Below are 22,474 nucleotides of genomic sequence, written 5' to 3'. Positions count from 1 at the left end.
CTCGCGGGTTGGAACACGGATCAGGTTTTGACGGACAGCTACTCCGCCGTGGTGGGATCGATGATGTTCACGACCTCCGAGACGCTGTTGGCCGGAAAACCGCCCTGCCTGGCATGTTCCCGGATGAGTTCTGCGTTCGGCGCGATGTAGACGCAGTAGATCTTGTCGCCGGTGACGTAACTTTGCAGCCACTGCACCTCGGGCCCCACTTCACGCAAGGCCCGGATGGACTTTTGCGAGACGGCTTTCAAATCCCGTTCCGACAGCGACCCGGCGCCCGGAATCTCCCGCTCTATGACGAACTTCGGCATGGCAACCTCTCTTTCTTGTTATGGGCATGGGGCCGGCAGTGGCCCCGTTCGTCAACTATCGCGCCAGCGCGGGCCGGCGTCCTGCCCGATCGTCGGCCAACGCTGCCCGATCGTCCGGAGCTTTCGCGCCGAGGGACAACCGGCTCACAATCAAACAGCCCTCGCCCACCCGGGAAATCACCATGGACGCCCTGTCACAAACCCTGCGAGTCGTGCGTCTGATCGGCGCGATTTTCATCAACGCACGATTCACCGCGCCCTGGTGCTATCAATCGCCCAGCGCTGATTCTGCGGCACCGTTCCTGGAGCCCGGCGCGGAACGGGTGGTGATTTTTCACCTGATCACCGAAGGCGAGTGTTACGTGGAACTCAGCAACGCCCCGCCGCTGCGGTTGACGGCGGGGGATGTGGTGGTTTTCCCCCAAGGCGACGCCCATCGCATGAGTTCCGAACCGGGCCTCGATCCGGCCACGGGCGCGCGGCTGGACGCGGTGCTGGCGCGGCGTCCACGGCAATTGAGTTATGGCGGGGGCGGCGCGGTCACGCGGTTGGTGTGCGGTTATCTGGCGTGCGATACGCGCCTGGCGGGCATGATGCTGACCGGGCTGCCGGCGGTGATCCGGGTCAATGTGCGCGGCTCCAATGCCGGGGTCTGGCTGGAGTCGTCGGTGCGTTACGCGCTGGCCGAAGCGCGGTCGCCACGGCCGGGGGGCGAAGGGGTGCTGGCGAAACTGGCCGAGGTGTTGTTTATCGAAGTCCTGCGCTTGTACATGAACGAACAAAGCGAAGGCCGCACCGGTTGGCTGGCGGGCGTGGGCGACCGGATCGTCGGCGCCGCGCTGAATGCCCTGCACACAAGACCCGCTCACTGCTGGACCCTGGATGAACTGGCGCGCACCGCCAACACCTCGCGTTCAGTACTGGCCGAGCGGTTCCAGCAACTGGTCGGCAGCTCGCCGATGCAGTACCTGACCCAATGGCGAATGCTGCTGGCTGCCAACCTGTTACGTCGCAGCAACACGTCATTGGCGCGGATTGCCGAAGAGGTCGGCTACCAGACCGACACCGCGTTCAGCCGCGCGTTTCGCCGCGAGTTCGGGGCTCCGCCGGCGGCATGGCGGCGCGGTCAGAGTGGCGCTCATTAAGTAGCCACCAGCGCCACCTGATATAAACCTCAGGCAAATTGACTTAAAAAATCAGTGAAACCGCATTAGCGATTTAAACTGCGCAACCCAATAACAGAACGTTAGCTATCAGCCGACTATTTCAAAGTTGCGGCCCCGAAACGGGCAATAAATACTTCTTCAGGAGCCTTCAGTGCCAATTCACCCGTCTGACCTGCAAGCAGCGCTTGGAGATGCTAGTGCCTCCCTTCAACGAGTTCTCTCCTCGATTCAGAACACGGTGTTTCCTGAACCGACTAGTGTGATGATTGAAACCAATCAACTCAGTGAAACTTACATAAAGGAAAAACTTGACGTTGTTCCGGCGGGTCATGCATTGGCAATGGCAGATACTGATTTCATCTATGTCCTCAGGATTCTCGATGAGGATTATTCGCTCATTCCAAGTATTGATCGGGCATTTCGTGATGCCCGTGCAGCGCAAGAATCAAATGAGCACGAAGGAAAAAAAGATTTCTGTCGAGTCAATGGCAATGTCAATGAGTCCAGTACTCTTTATGTAGGCCGTTCCCAAAAACTTCGAAGCCGGTTGAAACAACACCTTTCTGACGGGAACAAGGGTACGTATGCAATGCATATGCTTCGTTGGGCAACCTCAATCCAGGCAAGAATCGAAATAGATTTCTATCAATTTGACGCACTGGACAATCTTCATGTTCAGGCGCTGGAGGAAGGTCTCTGGACGCACTTCAAGCCTTTATTCGGGAGGAAGGGAGACAAGTAGCCAGACGCTGAACCTTGCGCAGTCATTACCTTAAGCCTGCGTTTAACCGCTTGATAATCGACCTACAGAAAGGACTCAACCCATGCAACCGCGCCTCGACTGGCTCGCCCATCACCCGCAGCACTGCGACACCTTCGCCGGGTGGATTCATCAGCAATTCCATTACGAATACGCCGAGCAACCGTTGACCGACTGGCAACGGGAGTTTGCCGACGGGCAAACCAGTGGCGACTGGAAAGGCCTGATTGCCCTGGACGGGGATCAATTGTTGGGCGGCGCGGCCCTGGCGAAGGCCGATCTGGCCCGTCGACCGGACCTCGGCCCGTGGCTGGCCTGTGTGTTTGTCACTCCCCTGACGCGGGGCCAAGGCCTGGCGGAACAGTTGATCGAGGGCATTTGCGCGCAAGCCAAAGCCAACGGTGTCGCGACGCTTTATCTGCACACCCAGGACAAGCGCGACTATCACGCCAAGCGTGGCTGGGCAGTGCTGGAACGTTTTCAGGCGTGGGACAAAGAACAATGGCTCATGGTCCGAAACCTGTGAGCCATTGAGGCAATGCCTTACGCGGCGGGTGCGTTGGCCTCTTGCAGCAACTGCTGGATCATCTGTTCCTGAGCGTCGTAGCGACCTTCGCCAAAGTTGCTGTAACGCACCTGCCCCTTCGCATCGATCAAGTAGTGGGCGGGCCAGTACTGGTTGTTGAAGTTGCGCCAGATCGTGTAGTTGTTGTCGATGGCCACCGGGTAGGTGATGCCGAGTTTTTGCACCTGATCCTTGACGTTGTCGATGATGCGTTCGTAGCCGTATTCCGGGGTGTGCACGCCGATCACCACCAGACCGTCATTGGCGTACTTCTGCGCCCAGTCCTTCACATAGGGCACGGTGTGCTGGCAGTTGATGCAGTCGTAGGTCCAGAAGTCGATCAGCACCACTTTGCCTTTCAGGGCTTCGTTGTTCAGGGCCGGCGAATTCAGCCATTGCACGGCGCCATCGAGGGACGGCATTGCGCCTTGGGCGGTGTCGGCCCGGGCCTTGCTGACGAAGTAGTCGAGCACCTTGGGCACGGTTTCCAACAGCCCTTGTTCGACGCGATTGACGCCTTCGGACGAGGCGCCGGCCAGCAGCGAGTTGTCAGCCCCCGTGGAGATCACCGCAGCAGCGGCCAGCACCGCGACACCGGCACCACGGCGCAACCAACCGGTTACCGGGATTGACGGCTTCAAGCGATTGACCAGCCCGCAACCGGCGAAAATCAACGTGCCCAGGGATAATGCGCTGCCCAGACCATAGGCCACCAGCAACAGACTGGTGTTGGCGTTGGCGCCTTGCAGCATTGCGCCGGTGAGGATCACGCCGAGGATCGGCCCGGCGCATGGCGCCCAGAGCAAACCAGTGGCGATGCCGATCATCAGCGAACGCAGCGACCCGGACATTTTTCGGGTGTTCGGGGCCAGGCGATTGCCCAGCCGCACAAACGGCCGTGCCAGCCAGGCGCCGATGCGCGCAGAAATCAACGACAGAGCGAACAACACCATCACGATCAACGCAACATGGCGACCAGTGTTGTTGGCCTGCACCACCCAATCGCTGCTGACCACCGCCAGGCTGGAGATCAGCGCGAAGGTCAAAGCCATGCCGGCCAGGGTCAGCAGGATCGATGAACGGTTGCGCTCGACGCCGGCAAACAGGAACGGCACGACCGGAAGGATGCAGGGGCTGAGGACGGTCAAAATGCCGCCCAGGAATGCGATGAGGAGCATGGGGCTTCACCTGAAAATTGATAGACCAGACACCCCCCGATCCCTTGTAGGAGCAAAGCTTGCTCGCGATAGCGCTGGGTCAGGCGCCATCAAAGTTAAATGGGCCGGCCTCTTCGCGAGCAAGCTTTGCTTCTACAGGAATCGGGGATGTTCACGGGAATTGGGTGGCAGGTTAATTGCCGTCGTGGCAATCATCGGCAAACTTGCGGTAGTCCAGAACCTGGGTGTCGCCCCGGGAATCGAGGTAGGTCAGTTGCGCATTCACAACCCCGCAGGCCGGACCGGCGTCCTGTTGCATCGACACGACTTTCTGGATGTCCAGATGCGTGCCGTAGGTGTAGGTTTGCGGGGTGACAGCGGCTTCGGCACGAGCCGACACGGTGCAGATGTTCAGGGCGGCAAACAGGCACGCGGCGCAGACGGCTTTGGTGTTCATGGCGGTTTCCTCAAGGCTTCGTGGGTGGGGCCGAGGCGGTTGGGCTTGCCTCGATGGAACCCATTAAAAGCCTGTGAGGTATCCGCTCTGTGTCGGGAAAACGCCTGAATAAATCGCTACGTATCAGCGCCGCCACCCGATACACAGCGATACAAAACCTGAGAAAACCGAGGTTTTTGCGTCTGCGTGTATCCGTCTACACGGCAGATACACTGCAATACAAAGGGCAGCGGGCGAACGGGCCAAGGCTCGATAGACTGCGCAACATCCCCCACTGATTAGAGGCCTGGCCCCATGGAACATGTCGATCACATTCTTATCGTTGACGATGACCGCGAGATTCGGGAGCTGGTGGGCAACTATCTGAAGAAGAACGGGTTGCGCACCACGGTCGTGGCGGATGGGCGGCAGATGCGTTCGTTCCTGGAGACCACGCCGGTGGACCTGATCGTGCTCGACATCATGATGCCGGGGGACGACGGGCTGGTGCTCTGCCGCGAGCTGCGCGCCGGCAAACACAAGGCCACGCCGGTGCTGATGCTCACCGCCCGCAACGACGAAACTGACCGCATCATCGGCCTGGAAATGGGCGCTGACGATTACCTGGTCAAGCCCTTCGCCGCCCGTGAATTACTCGCCCGAATCAACGCCGTGTTGCGCCGCACACGGATGCTGCCACCGAATCTGGTGGTCACCGAAAGCGGTCGCCTGCTGGCCTTCGGCCGCTGGCGGCTGGACACCTCGGCCCGGCACTTACTCGACGAGGACGGCACCATGGTCGCCCTCAGCGGCGCGGAGTATCGGTTGTTGCGGGTGTTCCTCGATCATCCGCAGCGGGTGCTCAACCGCGATCAGTTGCTGAACCTGACCCAGGGCCGCGACGCCGATTTGTTCGACCGCTCCATCGATTTGCTGGTCAGCCGTTTGCGTCAGCGCCTGCTCGACGACGCCCGCGAGCCGGCGTACATCAAGACCGTGCGCAGCGAAGGCTATGTGTTTTCCCTGCCGGTGGAAGTGCTCGGTGCCTCTTCATGAAGCTGCAGTGGCCGCGCACGCTGGCGTCACGCCTGTCGCTGATCTTTTTAATCGGGCTGATCCTCGCCCAGGCGCTGTCCTTCGGCGCGCAGTATTACGAGCGTTACGAAAGCGCCAAAGACACGATGCTCGGCAATCTGGAAACCGACGTTTCGACCTCCATCGCCATCCTCAATCGCTTGCCGGCGTCAGAACGTGCGGGCTGGCTGCAACAACTGGAACGGCGCAATTACGGTTACCTGCTGAACGAAGGCTCACCGGGCACGGCCATGGGCGATACGCCGATTGCGGTGACCTCGATCCAGGACGCCATCGGCAAGGACTACCCGCTGACCGTGACCGACCTCCCCGGCCCGCAGAAACACTTTCAGGTGCACCTGAAACTGGCGGACGGCAGCCCGGTGACGATCGACGTGCGGCCGGCAATGGTGCCGTTGTCGCCCTGGCTGCCGATCGTGTTGCTCGGGCAACTGGCGCTGATGCTTGCCTGCACCTGGCTGGCCGTGCGCATCGCCATCCGCCCCCTCACCCGCCTCGCCCTGGCCTCGGAAACCCTAGATCCCAACACCCATGCGGTGCTGCTGGACGAAACAGGCCCGACTGAAGTCGCCCACGCCGCCCGAGCGTTCAACGCCATGCAGGCGCGGATTGCCGCTTATTTGAAAGAGCGCATGCAACTGCTGGCGGCGATTTCCCATGACCTGCAAACCCCGATCACCCGCATGAAACTGCGCGCCGAATTCATGGACGATTCCACGGAGAAAGACAAACTCTGGAACGACCTCGGCGAGATGGAACACCTGGTGCGCGAAGGCGTGGCGTATGCCCGCAGCATCCACGGCGCCACCGAAGAGGCCCGGCGCACCGACCTGGATTCATTCCTCGACAGCCTGGTGTTCGACTATCAGGACATGGGCAAAGACGTGCAATTGGGCGGCAAAACCTCAGCGGTGATCGACACCCGGCCCCACGCCTTGCGCCGGGTGCTGGTGAACCTGACCGACAACGCACTGAAATTCGCAGGAGCCGCCGAATTGCAGGTGCAAACGCTGGCGGGTGGCGGGTTGTCGATCAAGGTTCTGGATCGCGGACCGGGGATTGCCGAGGACGAACTGGCGCAGGTCATGGAGCCGTTTTATCGCGTGGAGAGTTCGCGTAACCGCAGCACCGGCGGAACCGGGTTGGGCTTGGCGATTGCCCAGCAGTTGGCGCTGGCGATTGGCGGGACGTTGACGCTGAGCAATCGTGAGGGTGGCGGGTTGTGCGCGGAACTCCGGTTGCCGGGTTAGAAGCAACGTCAAAAGATCGCAGCCTGCGGCAGCTCCTACACCGATCCCGTAGGAGCTGCCGAAGGCTGCGATTTTTTGATCTCATGCCAAGGCCAAAACCCCATCCCGGTGCATCTGCCGCAACAACGCCAAACCGTTTTCCATAAATTCACTCAACCCGACCGCCCCCGCCTCCACCGCCACCCCGTGCAACTGCGCCTGCCCATCCATCTCCGGGAACTCGCCAATCCGCTGCAACAACCGCCACGCCAACGGGCTCAATTCGGAAAACTTCACACTGAAATCCTCAGCCCGTCGCACCAGCAACAACGTCGGCTGAACCGGCGCGGCAGCAGGCCGATAATCCGGCCCGAGCAAATGCACCGGCCAGGCATACGCCAACGGCCAGGCCAAGGGCGAAACCCGCAGCGGGCGCTCCAGCAGCAACCCGGCATCGCTAACGGGTAACGGCAGCTCATCAGACTGCTGCAACGCCATCTCAACCCACTCGTAATGCGCCAGCTCGGCCATGAACAACGGCCAGACACCTTGCGGTTCGCACGCCAGAAACGCGACAAATTCCTCGGCAATCTCGCCAAATTTCGGCGTGCGGGCGCGGTGGTCACGCAGGAAGGCCCGCACCAGCAGGCGCCAATCGTGGTCACCGAGGATGTTCACCAACACCGGGAACGTCCCGCTGAGCAACGTCGACAGATTGTTGAGCACCAGGTCGCGATAAACCTGCGCCCGTGCGGCGTCCATTTCGGCCGGCGGCGCGCAATGTTCGGGATCGCGCAGGTAGCGGGTCAAGACATCTTGCTGCTGATGCAACGACGGCTTATCCATGGTTCACCTCGATACCTTGCAAGCGGCGAATGGTCCGCAACTCTGCCGCCAGTTCCGAGTACGCCGGGAAGTTGAAGTCACGCTCGAGCAATGTCGGTTGCGCGCCGAACCGGGCGTAGGCGTCGGCGAGCAACGACCAGACCTGGGGTTTGACCGAAGCGCCGTGGGTGTCGATTTTCAAGGTGTCGGATTCATCGAAATGCCCCGCCACATGCATCGCCACCACACGCCCCGAATCAATGCCGGCCAGAAACGCGTGCGGGTCAAAGCCGTGATTGATTGCATTCACGTACACATTGTTGACGTCCAGTAACAGGTCGCAATCGGCCTCGCGCAGTACGGCGTTGGTGAAGGTCAGTTCGTCCATGTCCTGCCGGGGCGCGGCGTAATAGGAGACGTTCTCTATCGCCAGCCGCCGGCCAAGAATGTCCTGGGCCTGGCGAATCCGCGCGGCCACGTGCTGCACCGCTTCTTCGGTGAACGGCAGCGGCAGCAAGTCGTACAAATGCCCGTCATCGCTGCAATAACTCAGGTGCTCGCTGTACGTCGGCACGTTGTAGTGATCGAGAAAACCCCGGACTTCCTGCAAAAACCCGACGTCCAGCGGCGCCGACCCGCCCAGCGACAGGGACAAGCCATGACAGGACAACGGATAGCGCTCGGCCAATGCCCGCAACGCCGCGCCATGAGCACCGCCGATGCCGATCCAGTTTTCCGGGGCGACTTCCAGAAAGTCGAAATCACCGGACGGTGCGGCCTCAAGGTCTTTCAATAAACCGCGACGCAGGCCCAGCCCGACGCTGGCCTTCGCGGATAGAGGAGCAATTGGCATGGTGTTGATCTCATCCAGTGGGAAATAGATGAGCCAAGTTAAGCGCCGGGGTGTATCAGGGCTGTGTGCGGTTTCAGCACAAAACGTCAGCCGATGTATCCCCAACCAATCCATACACACTGCAATACACGGACGCTGCCCCTGTAGGAGCGAGGCTTGCCCGCGAAGAGGCCCGCACATTCAACATCAATGCTGGCTGACACTGCGCCTTCGCGGGCAAGCCTCGCTCCTACAGGGAATCAGGCCATGTCACTTTCGTCGCCTTGGGCAGTACCGCACGAGCAGCGGACTAAACTTGATAATTACCCCGCAGGGGTTCATTCCCACGACCACCGCCCAGGGACGCACGCCTCGCTAAACACTGCCTCTGGACCGTGATCCTGCCACAGGAGCACACGTGATGGACGAGGCCAGACTTAACGATTTCATGGGCAAACTGGTGAACGACATGGGCGGCGCGGCGATGCTGGCCAATGTCATTCTTGGCGAAGAACTGGGCCTGTACCGGGCCATGGCCGACAGTCAGCCCGTCAGCCCCGAAGCACTTGCCGACAAGACCGGTTGCCACCCGCGCCTGGTGCGCGAATGGCTCAGCGCCCACGCCGCATCCGGTTATATGGAACACCGGGACGGCCAGTTCCGGCTGCCCGAAGAACAAGCCCTGGCGCTGGCCATCGAAGACTCGCCGGTGTACATCGCCGGCGGTATCGGGGTGGTGGCGTCGTTTTTCCACGACAAGGACAAACTGATCAGCGCCTTTCGCGGCAACGGCGCTTTGCCGTGGGGCGAGCATCATCCGTGCATGTTCAGCGGCACCGAACGGTTCTTCCGTCCTGGCTACAAGGCGCATCTGGTGGCCGAATGGCTGCCGGCGCTGGAAGGCGTCGTGGAAAAACTGGAGGCCGGCGCCAAAGTGGCGGACATCGGCTGCGGCCATGGCGCCTCGACCGTGATCATGGCCCAGGCCTTCCCGGATTCACGGTTCGTTGGCTTCGACTACCACGCCCCCTCCGTGACCGTGGCCACCCAGCGCGCCGAAGAAGGCGGCGTCGCCGGCCGGGCGCGGTTCTTCCAGGGCACGGCGAAAAGTTATCCGGGCACCGACTATGACCTGGTCTGCTATTTCGACTGCCTTCATGACATGGGCGACCCGGTGGGTGCGGCGCGGCATGCCTACGACTCGCTGAAGCCGGACGGCACGGTGTTGCTGGTGGAACCCTACGCCAACGATGCCCTGGACGATAACGTCAACCCGGTCGGACGGCTGTTTTACGCCGCATCGACCTTCATCTGCACCCCGAACTCGCTGTCCCAGGAGGTCGGCCTCGGGCTCGGCGCCCAGGCGGGTGAAGCGCGATTGCGAAAGGTGTTTACCGAGGCCGGGTTCAAGCATTTCCGCCGGGCCACGCAAACCCCGTTCAACCTGATTCTGGAAGCCCGCAAATAACCCCACCCCCGTAGGAGCTGCCGAAGGCTGCGATCTTTTGATCTTGATTGTGAAAAAAAAAGATCAAAAGATCGCAGCCTCGTTTCACTCGGCAGCTCCTACGGACGGGTGCGTGGTGAGGTTGGGGGGGCGTCACGATTGTGCAACGGTCCGGGTGATCGGCAAATGCTACCCTGCACACACTCAAGGCCCCTCCGGAGTGTTGAACATGCTCGATAGCCTCATCCGCGAACAACTCGACCGCCTCCAGCAGTTAATGGCCGACCAGCCATTCGCTGTCCTGACCGGTGCCGGCATCAGCACCCCATCGGGCATTCCGGACTACCGCGACAACCAGGGCGTGCGCCGTGGCCGCCAGCCGATGATGTACCAGGAATTCCTCGCTGCCCCGGAGTCCCGGCGCCGCTATTGGGCGCGGGCGATGCTCGGTTGGCCACGGGTGCGCCTGGCCAGCCCGAACGCGGCCCATGAGGCGCTGGCCAGCCTGCAGAGTTCGCGACAGATTGGCGGGCTGATCACCCAGAACGTCGACACCTTGCACGACCAGGCCGGCAGCCATGACGTGATCGAACTCCACGGCAGCCTGCACCGGGTGCTGTGCCTGGATTGCGGCCAGCGCAGCGAGCGCGATGCGATTCAACGCGTGATGGAAGCACAAAACCCGTACCTGGCCGGGGTCGATGCGATGCAGGCACCGGATGGCGACACCCTGCTCGACCCGGCATTTGAAGCGCGGTTCCAAGTGCCACACTGCCCCCATTGTGGCGAGGAACGGATGAAACCGGACGTGGTGTTTTTTGGCGAGAACGTCGCGCAGGTGACAGCGGCCAAAGCCATGGCGGCGGTTGAGCACGCGGCGGGGTTGCTGGTGGTGGGGTCATCGTTGATGGCGTATTCGGCGTTTCGGTTGTGCCGGGCGGTGGTGGATCAAGGCAAACCGCTGATTGCGATCAACCTGGGCAAGACCCGGGCGGATGACATCCTGGATATGAAAATCGAAGGTTCCTGCGAACAACTCCTGCCGCTCCTGACACAACGCCTTACCCCGTAGGAGCTGCCGAAGGCTGCGATCTTTTGATCTTGATCTTAAAAAACAAAGTCAAAAGATCGCAGCCTTCGGCAGCTCCTACGGGGGTTTGTCGTTAACTCAGGGTGTCAGGCGCTGGCCGAGGTTGGCTTCCTTGAAAATATCGAACAACGCCTGCGCCGCCGCCGACAGTTCATGCCCCGGTTTGGTCAGCACGCCAATCGCCCGTTCCACCACCGGGTCGCGCAAGGTGATGCAGTGCGCGCCCAGTTCCTGCATCTGCCGCACACACAACGCCGGCACCGCGCTCACACCCAAACCGCTGGCGACCATGCGCCCGACCGTTGCCAGTTGATGACTTTCAAATTCCACCGGCAATTTCATGCCCCGGGCCTGCAAGTGTTCTTCGAGCATCACCCGCACCGTGGACGGTCGTTGCAAGGTGATAAACGGTTCCTTCAACAAGGTCTGCCAGTCGATGTCGTCGAGTTTCGCCAGCGCCGAGTCATGGGGCACCACCGCGACAAAGCGGTCGATGTACAACGGGGTGAATTCCAGCGAAGTACTGTGGGCCGGTTCAAACGACACACCGAGTTCAACCTGGCGGTCGCGGACCATTTCCAGCACTTGCTCGTTGATCACGTCGTTGACCGTGACGTTGACCTTCGGGTAACGGGCGCGGAAAGTCTTGAGGATCGGCGGCAGCAGGTTGCCGGCAAACGACGGCATCGCCGCCAGGGTCACGCGGCCGCGTTGCAGGGTGAAGCGTTGACGCAGTTCATCTTCGGCGTTGTCCCAATCGGCGATCAGGCGCCGGGCCAGCGGCACCAGGGATTCGCCTTCGGGGGTCAGCGCCACGTTGCGGGTGTTGCGGCTGAACAGGCGCCCGCCCAGGCCTTCTTCCAGGGCCTTGATGGTCAGGCTCAGCGCTGATTGCGACAGGTGCAAGCGCTCGCAGGCCACGGCGAAACTCAGGCTCTGGGCCACGGCCAGGAAGGCGCGGATCTGCTTGACGGTCATGGTCGCTTCGCTCCAGTTATAAGCGTAGGAGCTGCGAAGGCTGCGATCTTTTGATCTTGATTTCCGACGGTTTGAAGCTCACAAAAGATCAAAGTCAAAAGATCGCAGCCTTCGGCAGCTCCTACGGCGTTGATTGGTGAGTTTTATCTATCAATCAACCTTAAAAATCAACTTAACAAATGAATCCCCCGGCGCGACACTCATCCCCACTACGGCTAGCCAGCCGCCCATAAAGAATAAAAGAGGTGCATATGGCAGGTTTCGACAAGCGCGTGAGTTCCTACGAGGAAGCCCTTGCAGGTCTTGAAGACGGCATGACCGTGATCGCTGGCGGCTTCGGCCTGTGCGGTATCCCGGAAAACCTCATCGCCGAGATCAAGCGCAAAGGCACCCGCGACCTCACCGTGGTTTCCAACAACTGCGGCGTCGATGGTTTCGGCCTCGGCGTGCTGCTGGAAGACCGGCAGATTCGCAAAGTCGTCGCCTCTTACGTGGGCGAGAACAAGATGTTCGAGGAGCAACTGCTCAGCGGCGCCATCGAAGTCGACCTGACCCCCCAAGGCACCCTCGCCGAAAAAATGCGCGCAGGCGGTGCCGGCATCCCGGCGTTCTTTACCGCCACCGGCGTCGGTACTCCGGTGGCCGAAGGCAAGGAAGTGCGTGAGTTCAAGGGTCGCAAGTACCTGATGGAAGAATCCATCACCGGTGACTTCGCCATCGTCAAAGGCTGGAAAGCCGACCATTTCGGCAACGTGATCTATCGCCACACCGCCCAGAACTTCAACCCCCTGGCCGCCACCGCCGGCAAGATCACCGTGGTCGAAGTCGAAGAAATCGTCGAACCCGGCGAGCTGGACCCGTCGCAGATCCACACCCCTGGCATCTACGTCGACCGGATCATTTGCGGCACGTTCGAGAAGCGCATCGAACAGCGCACCGTGCGTAAGTGATCCCCTGCCCCCGGACCGAATGAAGGAATAACAACAATGGCACTTTCCCGCGAACAAATGGCTCAACGCGTCGCCCGCGAAATGCAGGACGGCTTCTACGTGAACCTGGGCATCGGCATTCCGACCCTGGTCGCCAACTACATCCCCGAAGGCATGGAAGTCATGCTGCAGTCGGAAAACGGCTTGCTCGGCATGGGTCCTTTTCCGACTGAAGAAACCATTGATGCCGACATGATCAACGCCGGCAAGCAAACCGTGACCGCACGCATCGGCGCGTCGATTTTTTCCTCGGCCGAGTCCTTCGCGATGATCCGCGGCGGGCATGTCGACCTGACCGTGCTCGGCGCCTTCGAAGTCGATGTACACGGCAACATCGCCTCGTGGATGATCCCCGGCAAACTGGTCAAGGGCATGGGCGGCGCCATGGATTTGGTGGCGGGCGCCGACAACATCATCGTGATCATGACCCACGCGTCCAAGGACGGTGAGTCCAAACTGTTGTCCCAATGCAGCCTGCCGCTGACCGGCGCCGGGTGCATCAAGCGCGTGCTGACTGACCTCGCCTACCTCGAAATCAAGGACGGCGCGTTCATTCTCAAAGAACGCGCGCCAGGCGTCAGCGTCGAAGAAATCGTCGCGAAAACCGCCGGTAAGTTGATCGTGCCGGATAACGTTCCGGAAATGCAGTTCGCTGCCCAGTGAGGAATCTTTCCATGCAAGACGTCGTTATTGTTGCCGCCACCCGTACCGCCATTGGCAGTTTCCAGGGTGCCTTGGCCGGTGTGTCCGCCGTTGACCTGGGTGCTGCGGTGATCCGTCAGTTGCTGGCGCAAACCGGGCTCGACCCGGCGCAAGTCGATGAAGTGATCATGGGCCAGGTATTGACCGCCGGCGCCGGGCAAAACCCTGCGCGCCAATCGGCGATCAAGGCTGGCCTGCCGTTCAGCGTGCCCGCGATGACCCTGAACAAGGTCTGCGGTTCGGGCCTCAAGGCCCTGCACCTGGCGACCCAGGCGATTCGCTGTGGCGACGCCGAGGTGATCATTGCCGGCGGCCAGGAAAACATGAGCCTGTCCAACTACGTGATGCCGGGCGCGCGCACCGGTCTGCGCATGGGGCACGCGCAAATCGTCGACACCATGATCAGCGACGGCCTGTGGGATGCGTTCAACGATTACCACATGGGCATCACCGCCGAAAACGTCGCGGACAAGTACAACCTGACCCGCGAGCAACAGGACGCTTTCGCCGCCGCCTCCCAGCAAAAAGCCTCGGCAGCCATCGAAGCCGGGCGTTTTGTCGATGAAATCACGCCGATCCTGATCCCGCAGCGCAAGGGCGATCCGCTGTCCTTCGCCACCGACGAACAACCACGGGCCGGCACCACCGCCGAAGCCCTGGCCAAACTGAAACCGGCCTTCAAGAAGGACGGTTCGGTGACCGCCGGTAACGCCTCGTCGCTGAACGACGGCGCCGCTGCCGTGATCCTGATGAGCGCCGAAAAAGCCAAGGCCCTGGGCCTGCCGGTGCTGGCGAAAATCGCGGCTTACGCCAACGCGGGCGTCGATCCGGCGATCATGGGTATCGGCCCGGTGTCGGCGACTCGTCGCTGCCTGAGCAAGGCTGGCTGGTCGATTGACCAACTGGACCTGATCGAAGCCAACGAAGCCTTCGCTGCGCAATCCCTGGCCGTGGCCAAGGACCTGGAATGGGACCTGAACAAGGTCAACGTCAACGGCGGCGCCATTGCCCTGGGCCACCCGATCGGTGCGTCGGGTTGCCGGGTGCTGGTGACCTTGCTGCACGAAATGATCAAGCGTGACGCCAAAAAAGGCCTCGCCACCCTGTGCATCGGCGGTGGTCAAGGCGTGGCATTGGCGATCGAACGGGCTTAACGCGTTCAACAGACGGTGCGGGGACCCACGAATATCCGTTCACTGCCTGGCAAAACACCCGGTGCGACTGACGTCACACCGGGTCATACACATCTCTAAAAATACGCCCCCCGTAGGAGCTGCCGAAGGCTGCGATCTTTTGATCTTGCTCTTCAAAAACAAGATCAAAAGATCGCAGCCTTCGGCAGCTCCTACGGGGGTGTCGTTGTTTCGTTAGCCGAATTTGACCAGATTCAGGATCGGCAGCGGCCCGCCCGGGAATTGCGCCAGCCGTGCGCCAACGCTCAGTGTTCCGAGGTCAATCCCGCAGAACCCCAGCCGCTCGATCAGCTCTGCCACGGTTGCTTTCGCCTCGGCATCGTCGCCCGAGAAAAACAGCACCCGCTTGCCACCCTCCGCCGCCGGATCGCTCTCCAGCAACCGCGCCACCAGATGATTGAACGCCTTCACCACCCGTGCCCCCGGCACCCATTCGGCGAACACTTCACTGGACGTGCGGCCCTGCAAATCCACCGCTTTGAACGATGGCGCCTCAATCGAGTTGTTGGCGTCGAGCACAATTCGCCCGGCAAAATCCGGCAGCCCGGCCAATGCTGTCGGCAATTTCGACCAATTGACCGCCACCAGCACGATGTCCTGGGCAGCCGCTTCTTCGCGGGTGCCGGCACGGGCGGTGGGCCCGAGTTCTTCCACCAGCGCCGCCAGGGTGTGCGGCCCACGGCTGTTGGCGATGACCAATTCAATGCCCTGACGGGACAGGGCTCTTGCGAAGGCTGAGCCGATGGCGCCAGCGCCGATGATTCCGATAGTGCTCATGGTTGTTCACTCCAAGTGGGTTGTCGTTGGAGCGAATACTGCGCTTGCCATTAGGGCTTGATTAGCCGGTAATGATTTGAATGATCTTCAAGTATTGCTATCAGGTAATCGCCATGGAAACCCTCGCCAACCTCGAATCCTTTGTGCGCAGCGCCGAAACCGGCAGCTTTTCCGCCGCCGCGCGATTGCTCGCACTGACTCCGGCGGCGGTCAGTCGCAACGTGGCGATGCTGGAGCGCAACATTGGCGTGCGGCTGTTCCAGCGCTCGACCCGCAAGTTGTCGCTGACCGAAGCCGGAGAGCGTTTTTTGGCGAGTATCGGCGGCAATCTGGAATCGTTGCAGGCCGCGATCAGTGCGGTGAGCAACGAGCATGGCGAGCCGGCCGGCGTGCTCAAGGTCAGCCTGGCGCCGACCTTCGGCATCGGCCATATGCTGCCGCTGCTGCCGGGGTTCCTGGCGCGTTATCCGTTGATCAAGCCTGAGTGGCACTTCGAAAATCGTCAGGTGGACTTGATTGCCGAAGGCTACGACGCGGCCATCGGTGGCGGTTTCGAATTGACGCCCGGGGTCATCTCGCGACGGTTGGCAGCGGCGGACATCGTCGCCGTGGCCTCACCGGCCTACCTGGCCGGACGCACCCTGCCCGTCCACCCGACGGACTTGCTCGACCATACCGGCATCGTAATGCGCGGCATTCGCACCGGACGGGTTCGGCAATGGATGATGCGCGATGGCGCAGGCCTGGAAGCCAGCGCACGCCTGAATGAACACATCGTGCTCAATGACCCGGCGGCGATGCGCGAGGCTGCGTTGCTGGGCCTGGGGGTGACGCTGCTGGTGCTGCCGGACGTGGTCACACAGATCCAGCGCGGTGAACTGGTGCGGCTGTTGCCGGACTGGCATGCCGATGCGGGGCCGATCTCGCTGTACTACCCGAGCCGCACGCTGATGGCGGCCAAGACCCGGGTGTTTATCGATTTTGTGATGGAGGCGTTTGCGTGAAATGCAAAAGATCGCAGCCTTCGGCAGCTCCTACATGGGAATGCGTTCTCCTGTAGGAGCTGCCGAAGGCTGCGATCTTTTGATCTTCAAACCACCAACTGCAAAATCAACCAGGCATTCGCCGCACTGATCACCCCAAACAATCCCCACGCCAACACCCGCGTCGGCCACCGGTTCACAAACGGCCCCATGAGTTTTTTGTCGTTGGTCATGCTGATCAACGGGTACAACGCAAACGGCAATTGCAGGCTCAGCACCACCTGGCTCAGCACCAGCAACTTGCCAATCGCGTTGTCGCCCATCAGCCACACGCCGATAAACGCCGGGATCAGCGCCAGCCCACGGGTGATCAAGCGCCGTTGCCAGCAAGGAATCCGCAGGTTCAGGTAGCCTTCCATGATCACCTGGCCGGCGATGGTCCCGGTGAAGGTCGAACTCTGCCCGGAGGCCAGCAGCGCGACGCCAAACAGCACGCTGGCCAACGCGCCGCCCACCAGCGGATCGAGCAAGTGATAGGCGTCCTGGATGTCCACCACATCGCTGTGCCCGGTGGTGTGGAACGCGGCGGCGGCCAGAATCAGGATCGCCGCGTTGACCAGCAGCGCCAGCGCCAGGGAGCCGATGGTGTCGATGCGCGCCAGTTTGACCGCGTCCTGCTTACTGGCCAGGTCCTTGCCGATCAGCCGGGTTTGTACAATCGAGGTGTGCAGGTACAAGTTATGCGGCATCACCGTGGCCCCGAGAATACCGATGGCAATGTACAGCGGCGCCGCATCGCCAATGGCCGACAGTGACGGGGTGAAACCACGGGCGACGTCCGGCCAGTAAGGTTTGATCAACATCAGTTCGACGAAGAAACACACGCCGATGGTGGCGACCAGCACCAGCATGATCGCCTCCAGACGACGGAAGCCACGGTTCTGCAAGGCCAGCACCAGCAGCGTGTCAAACGCGGTCAACGCGATACCGAACGTCAGCGAACAGCCCAGCAGCAAATGGAACGCCAGGGCGCAGCCGAGCACTTCGGCGAGGTCAGTGGCAATGATCGAGATTTCCGCCAGTACCCATTGGGTGCGTGCGGTGCGGGTGCTGTAGCGATCCCGGGATAATTGCGCCAGATCCCGCCCGGTGGCGATGCCCAGGCGCGAACACAAACACTGGACCACCATCCCCGCCAGGCTTGCCAGCAACACCACAAACAGCAAGCTGTAGCCAAATCGCGAACCCGCTTCAATGGCGGTCGCCCAGTTACCGGGGTCCATGTAGCCGATGGACACCAGCAAACCCGGGCCGGCGAAACGCAGCATCCGCTTGAAGAACGACGCGCTCGGATCAACGACGACACTGCCGGCCACTTCCGGCGGACAAAACGGCGCCGTGGCGACTTTAGGCAAAAAACTGAATTTCACGCAAACATCCAGAAACAATTGGAAAGGCGCAGCTTAGACGTTCCACCCCCCTACAGGCTACACACCACCCCCCGTAGGAGCTGCCGAAGGCTGCGATCTTTTGATCTTGTTTTTTCAAGATCAAGATCAAGATCAAAAGATCGCAGCCTTCGGCAGCTCCTACGGGGTACCGTGGCGGCGGAAGAATAGGGTGACCTGACCCAGTTCGAAGCCGAACTTGGTCATGGCCGAACGATTGGCCATGGTGTCCGGGTCGAGCAGGTACATCCAGTCATCGAAATGCACCTGATAGACCTTGTCGTCCACCGGCAGGCTCAGCACATAGCGCCAGTGCAACGCATTGCCGGCCACTTCACCGCTGGACTCGCCAACCACATCCCCCGCCGTGCCACGCCAACGTCCAGGTCCGTCCGGGTGCAGGGTCCAGACCCGGGTCTGTTTGCTGCCGTCGCTGTAGGTAAAGTCCTCATGCATGATCAGATTCGGGCCGTCCATGCGGCTGTTGATCAGCACATGAAAGCGTTTGATCACCTCCCCCGAACGTTTCTGGAACATACCCCAGCCGTCGACCCGGCCGATAAAGAACCCCGGCAAATCGAGCTTCGGGTTTTGCTCTTTATAGCGCTGCACATCGACGCCGCCGCAACCGGCCAGGCACACGAACAACACCAGCATCAGCCGTTTCAGCATGGCGACCTCCTCAAGGTTTGGCGCTGCCCAGCAATTGCTGGCGCAACTCGGGATTACGGGTACGCGGGTCGAGCCAGATGTCGAAGAAGGCCCGGGCGAATTGCGGGTCTTTCACTTCATGTTGCAACTGCTGGCCGACAAAGAACCGCGCCCCCTGCCCCGGTAAATAAACCCCGGTGATCCGCGTGCCGGCCTGCACATCGACGAACGACTGCTGCATCTGCGCCTGCCAATCCGCCAGTTGCCCGGCGCTGACCGACGCGCCGGACAAGCGCTTGATTTCATCGACGCTGGCCTGCACCAGGTCATCCCGGGAAATGGTGCGTTGGTAGATCAGCTCCAGGGCAAACGGCTGATCCGTCGCCAGCGGTCGCGCGGCACTCCAGAGCCGGGCGTTGTAGACATCGAAGCCAAACACCCGAAATTCACCGGTACCGATGATCTGCGCGCCGGGCACGCCCTCCTGCCAATTGGCCAGGGCTTGGGTGGCGAGCAGGGGCAGCAGCCAGAGGCCGTGACGAAGGCGCGAAAGTGATCTGTTCATGGCGGCTCGATTTGCGCTGAAATCCTTCCTAAAACCTATACGCAAAAGGTCACTCTGTACAATTTTAAAGAGTCTGAAATTTTGTATACAAAACCCTCCCATTCCTAGAGCAATCCATCGTGGGCAATGCTAACGTGGCCGCCTCACACAGGTCGGAGGTGCGTGCGTGCTGATGCTCAAGCTGTTGGTGATTCCCGGGTTCCTGCTGCTGATTTCCCTGGCGGGCAAACGGTGGGGGCCGAGCGTGGCCGGTTGGCTGTCGGGGTTGCCGGTGGTGGTCGGGCCGATTCTGTTTTTCCTCGCCATCGAACAAGGCCAGGTGTTCGCCGCCCAAGCCGCGACCGCCGCCCTCTCGGCAATGTTCGCGATGATCGCTTTCTTCGTCACCTACGCCCAAGTCGCGCAACGAGCCCCGTGGCCCTGGGCGCTGGCGGTGTCGCTGCTGGTGTGGGCCTTGGTGGCCATCGTGCTGTCGGTGATCCCTCCGTCCCTGACTTTCTCGGTGATCGCCGCCGCCACCGCCCTGCTGGCCGCGCCTTATCTGTTTCCGTCGGTACAACCGATGGTTTCAGGGCCCAAACCCAAGTCCGACAAACTGCTGCTGCGCATGGCGGCCGGCGCCCTGCTGACCCTGGCGGTCACGCTGTTGGCCAGCACCGTGGGTGAGCGCTGGAGCGGTTTGCTGGCGGTGTTCCCGGTGTTGGGCAGCGTGATGGCGGTGTTCTCCCAGCAAACCCGTGGCCCGGCCTTCACTGCCGCGTTGTTGCGCGCCACCGCCACCGGCATGTATTCGTTCGCGGCGTTCTGCCTGGTGTTGGCGCTGACCTTGCCGCGCATCGGTTTGACGGCGTTTGCCCTTGGCGTGGCGGTGTCCGTGGGCATGCTTGGGGTAACACGACGTCTGCTGGCCAAACCGGCACCCGCCACTCGTTCGATATCTTCGAACGAGTAGACCAACAACCTCGTACGTCAATCGAACAAGTTTGGCCCACCATCAGCCTCAGTTCCTACCCACTGACTGAGGCCTACCCCATGAAATTCTTTTTCCACCCTTCGCCGAATCCGATGAAAGTCGCCCTGCTGCTGGAAGAGCTGCAAACACCTTACGAGCTGATCGGCGTCGACACCTTCAAAGGCGAGCAACATTTGCCGGCGTTCCTGGCGATCAACCCGAATGCCAAGGTCCCGGCCCTGGTGGACGGCGACGCGACGGTGTTCGATTCCCAAGCGATCCTGCTGCACCTGGCGCAAAAGCATCAGCGTTTTCTGCCGACCTCGGTCGCCGGTCAGGCTGAGTTGCTGTCCTGGCTGATGTTCATCGCCACCGGTCTGTCGCCGTTTTCCGGTCAAGCGGTGCACTTCCTGCACCACGCCCCGGAAGACCTGGCCTACGCGAAAAACCGTTACCTGAAAGAAGTCGAACGTCATTACCGTGTGCTCGACCAGCGCCTGGCCGACCATCAATACCTGGCCGGCGACACCTACAGCATCGCCGACATGGCGCTGTGGGGCTGGGCCAACTACGCGCCGTACATCCTCGGGGAAAACGGTTTGGCGGCGTACCCCAACGTCAAGCGCCTGTTCGACGATATCAGCGCCCGCCCGGCGGCCCAGCGTGCTCACGGTTTGAAGGAAAAACTGGTGCTCAAGGCTGAATTCGACGAAGAAACCCGCCGCAATCTGTTTCCGCAAAATCAGGCGTAGTAACCCGATTCAACTGACCCACCCCATGCCACTGTGGGAGCTTGCTCGCGAAAGCGGTGTATCAGCCAACGATGATGTTGACTGACACGGCCTCTTCGCGAGCAAGCCCGCTCCCACAGATTTTGCATTTGATCAGACAGGCTGCGGAATTCGGGCTGGAGTGACCTGCAACCTCCGTGGGATGATCGCCCCCTAGCGCGACCACCCCTGGAGAATTTCCCATGTCACTGTTCAGTAAAAAAGCCGTTGTCCTGTTGTTAACGGCGGTTGCCAGCCTGGGGGCCGTGAATGCTTATGCCGCCAAAGCCACTGGCGGCGACGCGCCTGCCAAAGTCTCGATGCTCGGCGGCAAATTCAGTTTCACCCTGCCCAAGGGATTCGTGGCCAACCCGCTGCCATCCGGCGCCACCGGTGCTTCCGGCACCATGTACGCCAACGAAGCCACCAAAACCGTGGTCATCGCCGCCGAAAACACGTTGCCACCCGGCGTTACCGTCAAGGACAACGACGGCGAATTCCTCGACAACACCGTGTCCGAATTCGATGCCGCGCAACGCAAGGCCCTGCCGGACTTCAACAAACTCAGCGAAAAAAGCCTGACCCAGAAAAGCACCGGCCTGGGCCTGCGCCAGGTGGACAGCACCGCCACCCAGGGCGGCGGCAAGACCCTGACCACCACACTGATGGCCGGGTCCGGCAGCCGGATGGCGGTGATTCAGATCATCTCCCGTCCGAACGACAAGGCTGGCCACGATACGTTGGTCAACCAGATCACCGGCAAGTAACCCGCACGACTCACGGGTTGAGGCGTTGTAACCAGGCGTCCAGATCCGCGATTTCGGCGGCGCTGATGTTGTGGCCCAAACCCTCGTAGCCATGAAACTCCGGCTTGAGTGAGAGCTTCTGCAACAGGCTGTCAGCAGCCGTGCCGTCGACATAAGGCAAGCGTGGGTCCTTGGTGCCATGGCCGATGAAAATCGCCAGTTTCTGGCGTTTTTCGTCCGGTTTGAGCTCAGCCTTGAGCACCGGCAGAATCCGCCCGCTCAACGCCGCAATCCCGCCCACCGCCTCGGGATGGCGCAAGCCTACTTCGTAGGACATGATCGCGCCCTGGCTGAACCCCACCAGGTAAACCTTGTTGGCCTCGGTGTGATATTTCTTCGCCGCTTGGGCGATGAAATCCAGCAACACCTGGCCGCTAGTCTTCAGATCATCGGTTTCACCGTTGTAGGCACCTTCGCCCTTCTTGCGAAACCACTGATAACTGTCCGCATCCAGCGCCACCGGGGCCTGCACCGACAAGAAGGTGTATTGCGCCGGCAAGTCGTCCTTGATCCCGAACAGGTCCTGCTCGTTGCTGCCGTAGCCGTGGAGGAAAATCACCAGCGGCTGGTTGTGCGAATCAGGGTTGGCCTGCTCAAGGTATTTAAGCGGCAGATCAGCTTGCAGCGGGGTTTGCGCGTAGGCCGTGGCGGATGCCAGCAGCATGGACAGAGCGAGAAACTTCAACATAAACCTTCCTTCACGGGGCTCAGGATTCGGGGGACACCCTAACACCTGGGGATTTTTGG

At 61.1% G+C, this 22,474-nt stretch carries 25 protein-coding genes; 14 read left to right on the top strand and 11 right to left on the bottom strand.

What is annotated here, in order from left to right:
* Window positions 1-38: 38 nt before the first annotated feature.
* Entirely contained in the window at window positions 39-311 is a 273-nt protein-coding gene (locus V5E99_RS05245) for a DUF4242 domain-containing protein (RefSeq protein WP_499801463.1), read from the bottom strand.
* A gap of 182 nt (window positions 312-493) precedes the next feature.
* On the opposite strand from V5E99_RS05245, the gene V5E99_RS05240 reads away from it, so the two are divergent.
* From V5E99_RS05240 to V5E99_RS05230, 3 genes are all read left to right on the top strand, one after another.
* Window positions 494-1,456 (top strand): AraC family transcriptional regulator, encoded by a 963-nt coding sequence (locus tag V5E99_RS05240; protein ID WP_499801462.1) that lies wholly within the window; start codon window positions 494-496, stop codon window positions 1,454-1,456.
* Window positions 1,457-1,628: 172 nt separating this feature from the next.
* On the top strand, window positions 1,629-2,219 hold the full coding sequence (locus V5E99_RS05235; protein ID WP_499801461.1) for a GIY-YIG nuclease family protein: 591 nt from the start codon (window positions 1,629-1,631) through the stop codon (window positions 2,217-2,219).
* Between the two features lie 82 nt (window positions 2,220-2,301).
* Window positions 2,302-2,763, top strand: a complete 462-nt coding sequence (locus V5E99_RS05230; protein WP_499801460.1) for a GNAT family N-acetyltransferase — start codon at window positions 2,302-2,304, stop codon at window positions 2,761-2,763.
* Window positions 2,764-2,780: 17 nt separating this feature from the next.
* Here V5E99_RS05230 and V5E99_RS05225 read toward each other — a convergent pair whose 3' ends face one another.
* Together V5E99_RS05225 and V5E99_RS05220 are read right to left on the bottom strand one after the other, a co-directional pair.
* On the bottom strand, window positions 2,781-3,980 hold the full coding sequence (locus V5E99_RS05225; RefSeq protein ID WP_499801459.1) for a cytochrome c biogenesis protein DipZ: 1,200 nt from the start codon (window positions 3,978-3,980) through the stop codon (window positions 2,781-2,783).
* A gap of 172 nt (window positions 3,981-4,152) precedes the next feature.
* Entirely contained in the window at window positions 4,153-4,416 is a 264-nt protein-coding gene (locus V5E99_RS05220) for a DUF2790 domain-containing protein (RefSeq protein ID WP_499801458.1), read from the bottom strand.
* A gap of 294 nt (window positions 4,417-4,710) precedes the next feature.
* Here V5E99_RS05220 and V5E99_RS05215 point away from each other — a divergent pair, with 294 nt between their 5' ends.
* Both V5E99_RS05215 and V5E99_RS05210 read left to right on the top strand, forming a co-directional pair.
* Window positions 4,711-5,451, top strand: a complete 741-nt coding sequence (locus tag V5E99_RS05215) for a response regulator (RefSeq protein WP_499801457.1) — start codon at window positions 4,711-4,713, stop codon at window positions 5,449-5,451.
* Complete coding sequence (locus V5E99_RS05210; protein ID WP_499801456.1) at window positions 5,448-6,740, top strand: ATP-binding protein; 1,293 nt, start codon at window positions 5,448-5,450, stop codon at window positions 6,738-6,740. Before V5E99_RS05215 ends, V5E99_RS05210 begins: the two co-directional genes overlap by 4 nt.
* Before the next feature lie 81 nt (window positions 6,741-6,821).
* On the opposite strand, the gene V5E99_RS05205 is transcribed toward V5E99_RS05210, so the two are convergent.
* Together V5E99_RS05205 and V5E99_RS05200 are read right to left on the bottom strand one after the other, a co-directional pair.
* Complete coding sequence (locus V5E99_RS05205; RefSeq protein WP_499801455.1) at window positions 6,822-7,565, bottom strand: HvfC family RiPP maturation protein; 744 nt, start codon at window positions 7,563-7,565, stop codon at window positions 6,822-6,824.
* The gene (locus tag V5E99_RS05200; protein ID WP_499801454.1) at window positions 7,558-8,397 is read right to left on the bottom strand and encodes an HvfB family MNIO-type RiPP peptide maturase; all 840 of its coding nucleotides are present in this window, start codon (window positions 8,395-8,397) and stop codon (window positions 7,558-7,560) included. The genes V5E99_RS05205 and V5E99_RS05200 overlap by 8 nt, the downstream gene beginning before the upstream one ends.
* A 400-nt stretch (window positions 8,398-8,797) precedes the next feature.
* Between V5E99_RS05200 and V5E99_RS05195 the strand changes: the two genes are divergently transcribed.
* On the top strand, window positions 8,798-9,844 hold the full coding sequence (locus V5E99_RS05195) for a class I SAM-dependent methyltransferase (protein WP_499801453.1): 1,047 nt from the start codon (window positions 8,798-8,800) through the stop codon (window positions 9,842-9,844).
* A gap of 208 nt (window positions 9,845-10,052) precedes the next feature.
* Window positions 10,053-10,895 carry an NAD-dependent protein deacetylase gene (locus tag V5E99_RS05190; protein ID WP_499801452.1) on the top strand — a complete coding sequence of 281 codons (843 nt, stop codon included), beginning with the start codon at window positions 10,053-10,055 and terminating at the stop codon, window positions 10,893-10,895.
* A 96-nt stretch (window positions 10,896-10,991) separates the two neighbouring features.
* On the opposite strand, the gene V5E99_RS05185 is transcribed toward V5E99_RS05190, so the two are convergent.
* Window positions 10,992-11,891 carry a LysR family transcriptional regulator gene (locus V5E99_RS05185; RefSeq protein WP_499801451.1) on the bottom strand — a complete coding sequence of 300 codons (900 nt, stop codon included), beginning with the start codon at window positions 11,889-11,891 and terminating at the stop codon, window positions 10,992-10,994.
* Window positions 11,892-12,142: 251 nt separating this feature from the next.
* Between V5E99_RS05185 and V5E99_RS05180 the strand changes: the two genes are divergently transcribed.
* The 3 genes from V5E99_RS05180 to V5E99_RS05170 are packed head-to-tail and all read left to right on the top strand — an operon-like array spanning window position 12,143 to window position 14,736.
* Window positions 12,143-12,841 carry a CoA transferase subunit A gene (locus V5E99_RS05180; RefSeq protein WP_499801450.1) on the top strand — a complete coding sequence of 233 codons (699 nt, stop codon included), beginning with the start codon at window positions 12,143-12,145 and terminating at the stop codon, window positions 12,839-12,841.
* Between the two features lie 36 nt (window positions 12,842-12,877).
* Window positions 12,878-13,543 carry a CoA transferase subunit B gene (locus V5E99_RS05175; RefSeq protein ID WP_499801449.1) on the top strand — a complete coding sequence of 222 codons (666 nt, stop codon included), beginning with the start codon at window positions 12,878-12,880 and terminating at the stop codon, window positions 13,541-13,543.
* Window positions 13,544-13,554: 11 nt separating this feature from the next.
* Entirely contained in the window at window positions 13,555-14,736 is a 1,182-nt protein-coding gene (locus V5E99_RS05170) for an acetyl-CoA C-acetyltransferase (RefSeq protein ID WP_499801448.1), read from the top strand.
* Between the two features lie 213 nt (window positions 14,737-14,949).
* Here the strand turns inward: V5E99_RS05170 and V5E99_RS05165 are convergent, their stop codons facing one another.
* Entirely contained in the window at window positions 14,950-15,552 is a 603-nt protein-coding gene (locus V5E99_RS05165) for an NADPH-dependent F420 reductase (protein ID WP_499801447.1), read from the bottom strand.
* 113 nt (window positions 15,553-15,665) lie between these two features.
* On the opposite strand from V5E99_RS05165, the gene V5E99_RS05160 reads away from it, so the two are divergent.
* Window positions 15,666-16,556 (top strand): LysR family transcriptional regulator, encoded by an 891-nt coding sequence (locus tag V5E99_RS05160; RefSeq protein ID WP_499801505.1) that lies wholly within the window; start codon window positions 15,666-15,668, stop codon window positions 16,554-16,556.
* Between the two features lie 86 nt (window positions 16,557-16,642).
* Here V5E99_RS05160 and V5E99_RS05155 read toward each other — a convergent pair whose 3' ends face one another.
* The 3 genes from V5E99_RS05155 to V5E99_RS05145 all read right to left on the bottom strand — a co-directional run bounded on the left by V5E99_RS05155 (window position 16,643) and on the right by V5E99_RS05145 (window position 19,199).
* Window positions 16,643-17,965 carry an Nramp family divalent metal transporter gene (locus V5E99_RS05155; RefSeq protein WP_499801446.1) on the bottom strand — a complete coding sequence of 441 codons (1,323 nt, stop codon included), beginning with the start codon at window positions 17,963-17,965 and terminating at the stop codon, window positions 16,643-16,645.
* Window positions 17,966-18,124: 159 nt separating this feature from the next.
* Window positions 18,125-18,655, bottom strand: a complete 531-nt coding sequence (locus V5E99_RS05150) for a DUF3833 domain-containing protein (protein ID WP_499801445.1) — start codon at window positions 18,653-18,655, stop codon at window positions 18,125-18,127.
* Between the two features lie 10 nt (window positions 18,656-18,665).
* Window positions 18,666-19,199 (bottom strand): chalcone isomerase family protein, encoded by a 534-nt coding sequence (locus V5E99_RS05145; RefSeq protein WP_499801444.1) that lies wholly within the window; start codon window positions 19,197-19,199, stop codon window positions 18,666-18,668.
* A gap of 166 nt (window positions 19,200-19,365) precedes the next feature.
* Between V5E99_RS05145 and V5E99_RS05140 the strand changes: the two genes are divergently transcribed.
* From V5E99_RS05140 to V5E99_RS05130, 3 genes are all read left to right on the top strand, one after another.
* Window positions 19,366-20,151, top strand: a complete 786-nt coding sequence (locus V5E99_RS05140; RefSeq protein WP_499801443.1) for a hypothetical protein — start codon at window positions 19,366-19,368, stop codon at window positions 20,149-20,151.
* A gap of 80 nt (window positions 20,152-20,231) precedes the next feature.
* On the top strand, window positions 20,232-20,903 hold the full coding sequence (locus V5E99_RS05135) for a glutathione S-transferase family protein (RefSeq protein ID WP_499801442.1): 672 nt from the start codon (window positions 20,232-20,234) through the stop codon (window positions 20,901-20,903).
* 221 nt (window positions 20,904-21,124) lie between these two features.
* Window positions 21,125-21,688 (top strand): DcrB/PsbP domain-containing protein, encoded by a 564-nt coding sequence (locus V5E99_RS05130; protein WP_499801441.1) that lies wholly within the window; start codon window positions 21,125-21,127, stop codon window positions 21,686-21,688.
* Window positions 21,689-21,698: 10 nt separating this feature from the next.
* On the opposite strand, the gene V5E99_RS05125 is transcribed toward V5E99_RS05130, so the two are convergent.
* A complete protein-coding gene (locus V5E99_RS05125) occupies window positions 21,699-22,415 on the bottom strand; it encodes an alpha/beta hydrolase (RefSeq protein ID WP_499801440.1) in 717 nt (238 codons plus the stop codon).
* Window positions 22,416-22,474 lie beyond the last annotated feature (59 nt).

Source organism: Janthinobacterium sp. LPB2021202312-11-4 (genome assembly GCF_037049705.1).
Classification (GTDB): Bacteria; Pseudomonadota; Gammaproteobacteria; order Pseudomonadales; family Pseudomonadaceae; genus Aquipseudomonas.
This window is presented reverse-complemented; position numbering and strand designations above follow the sequence as displayed.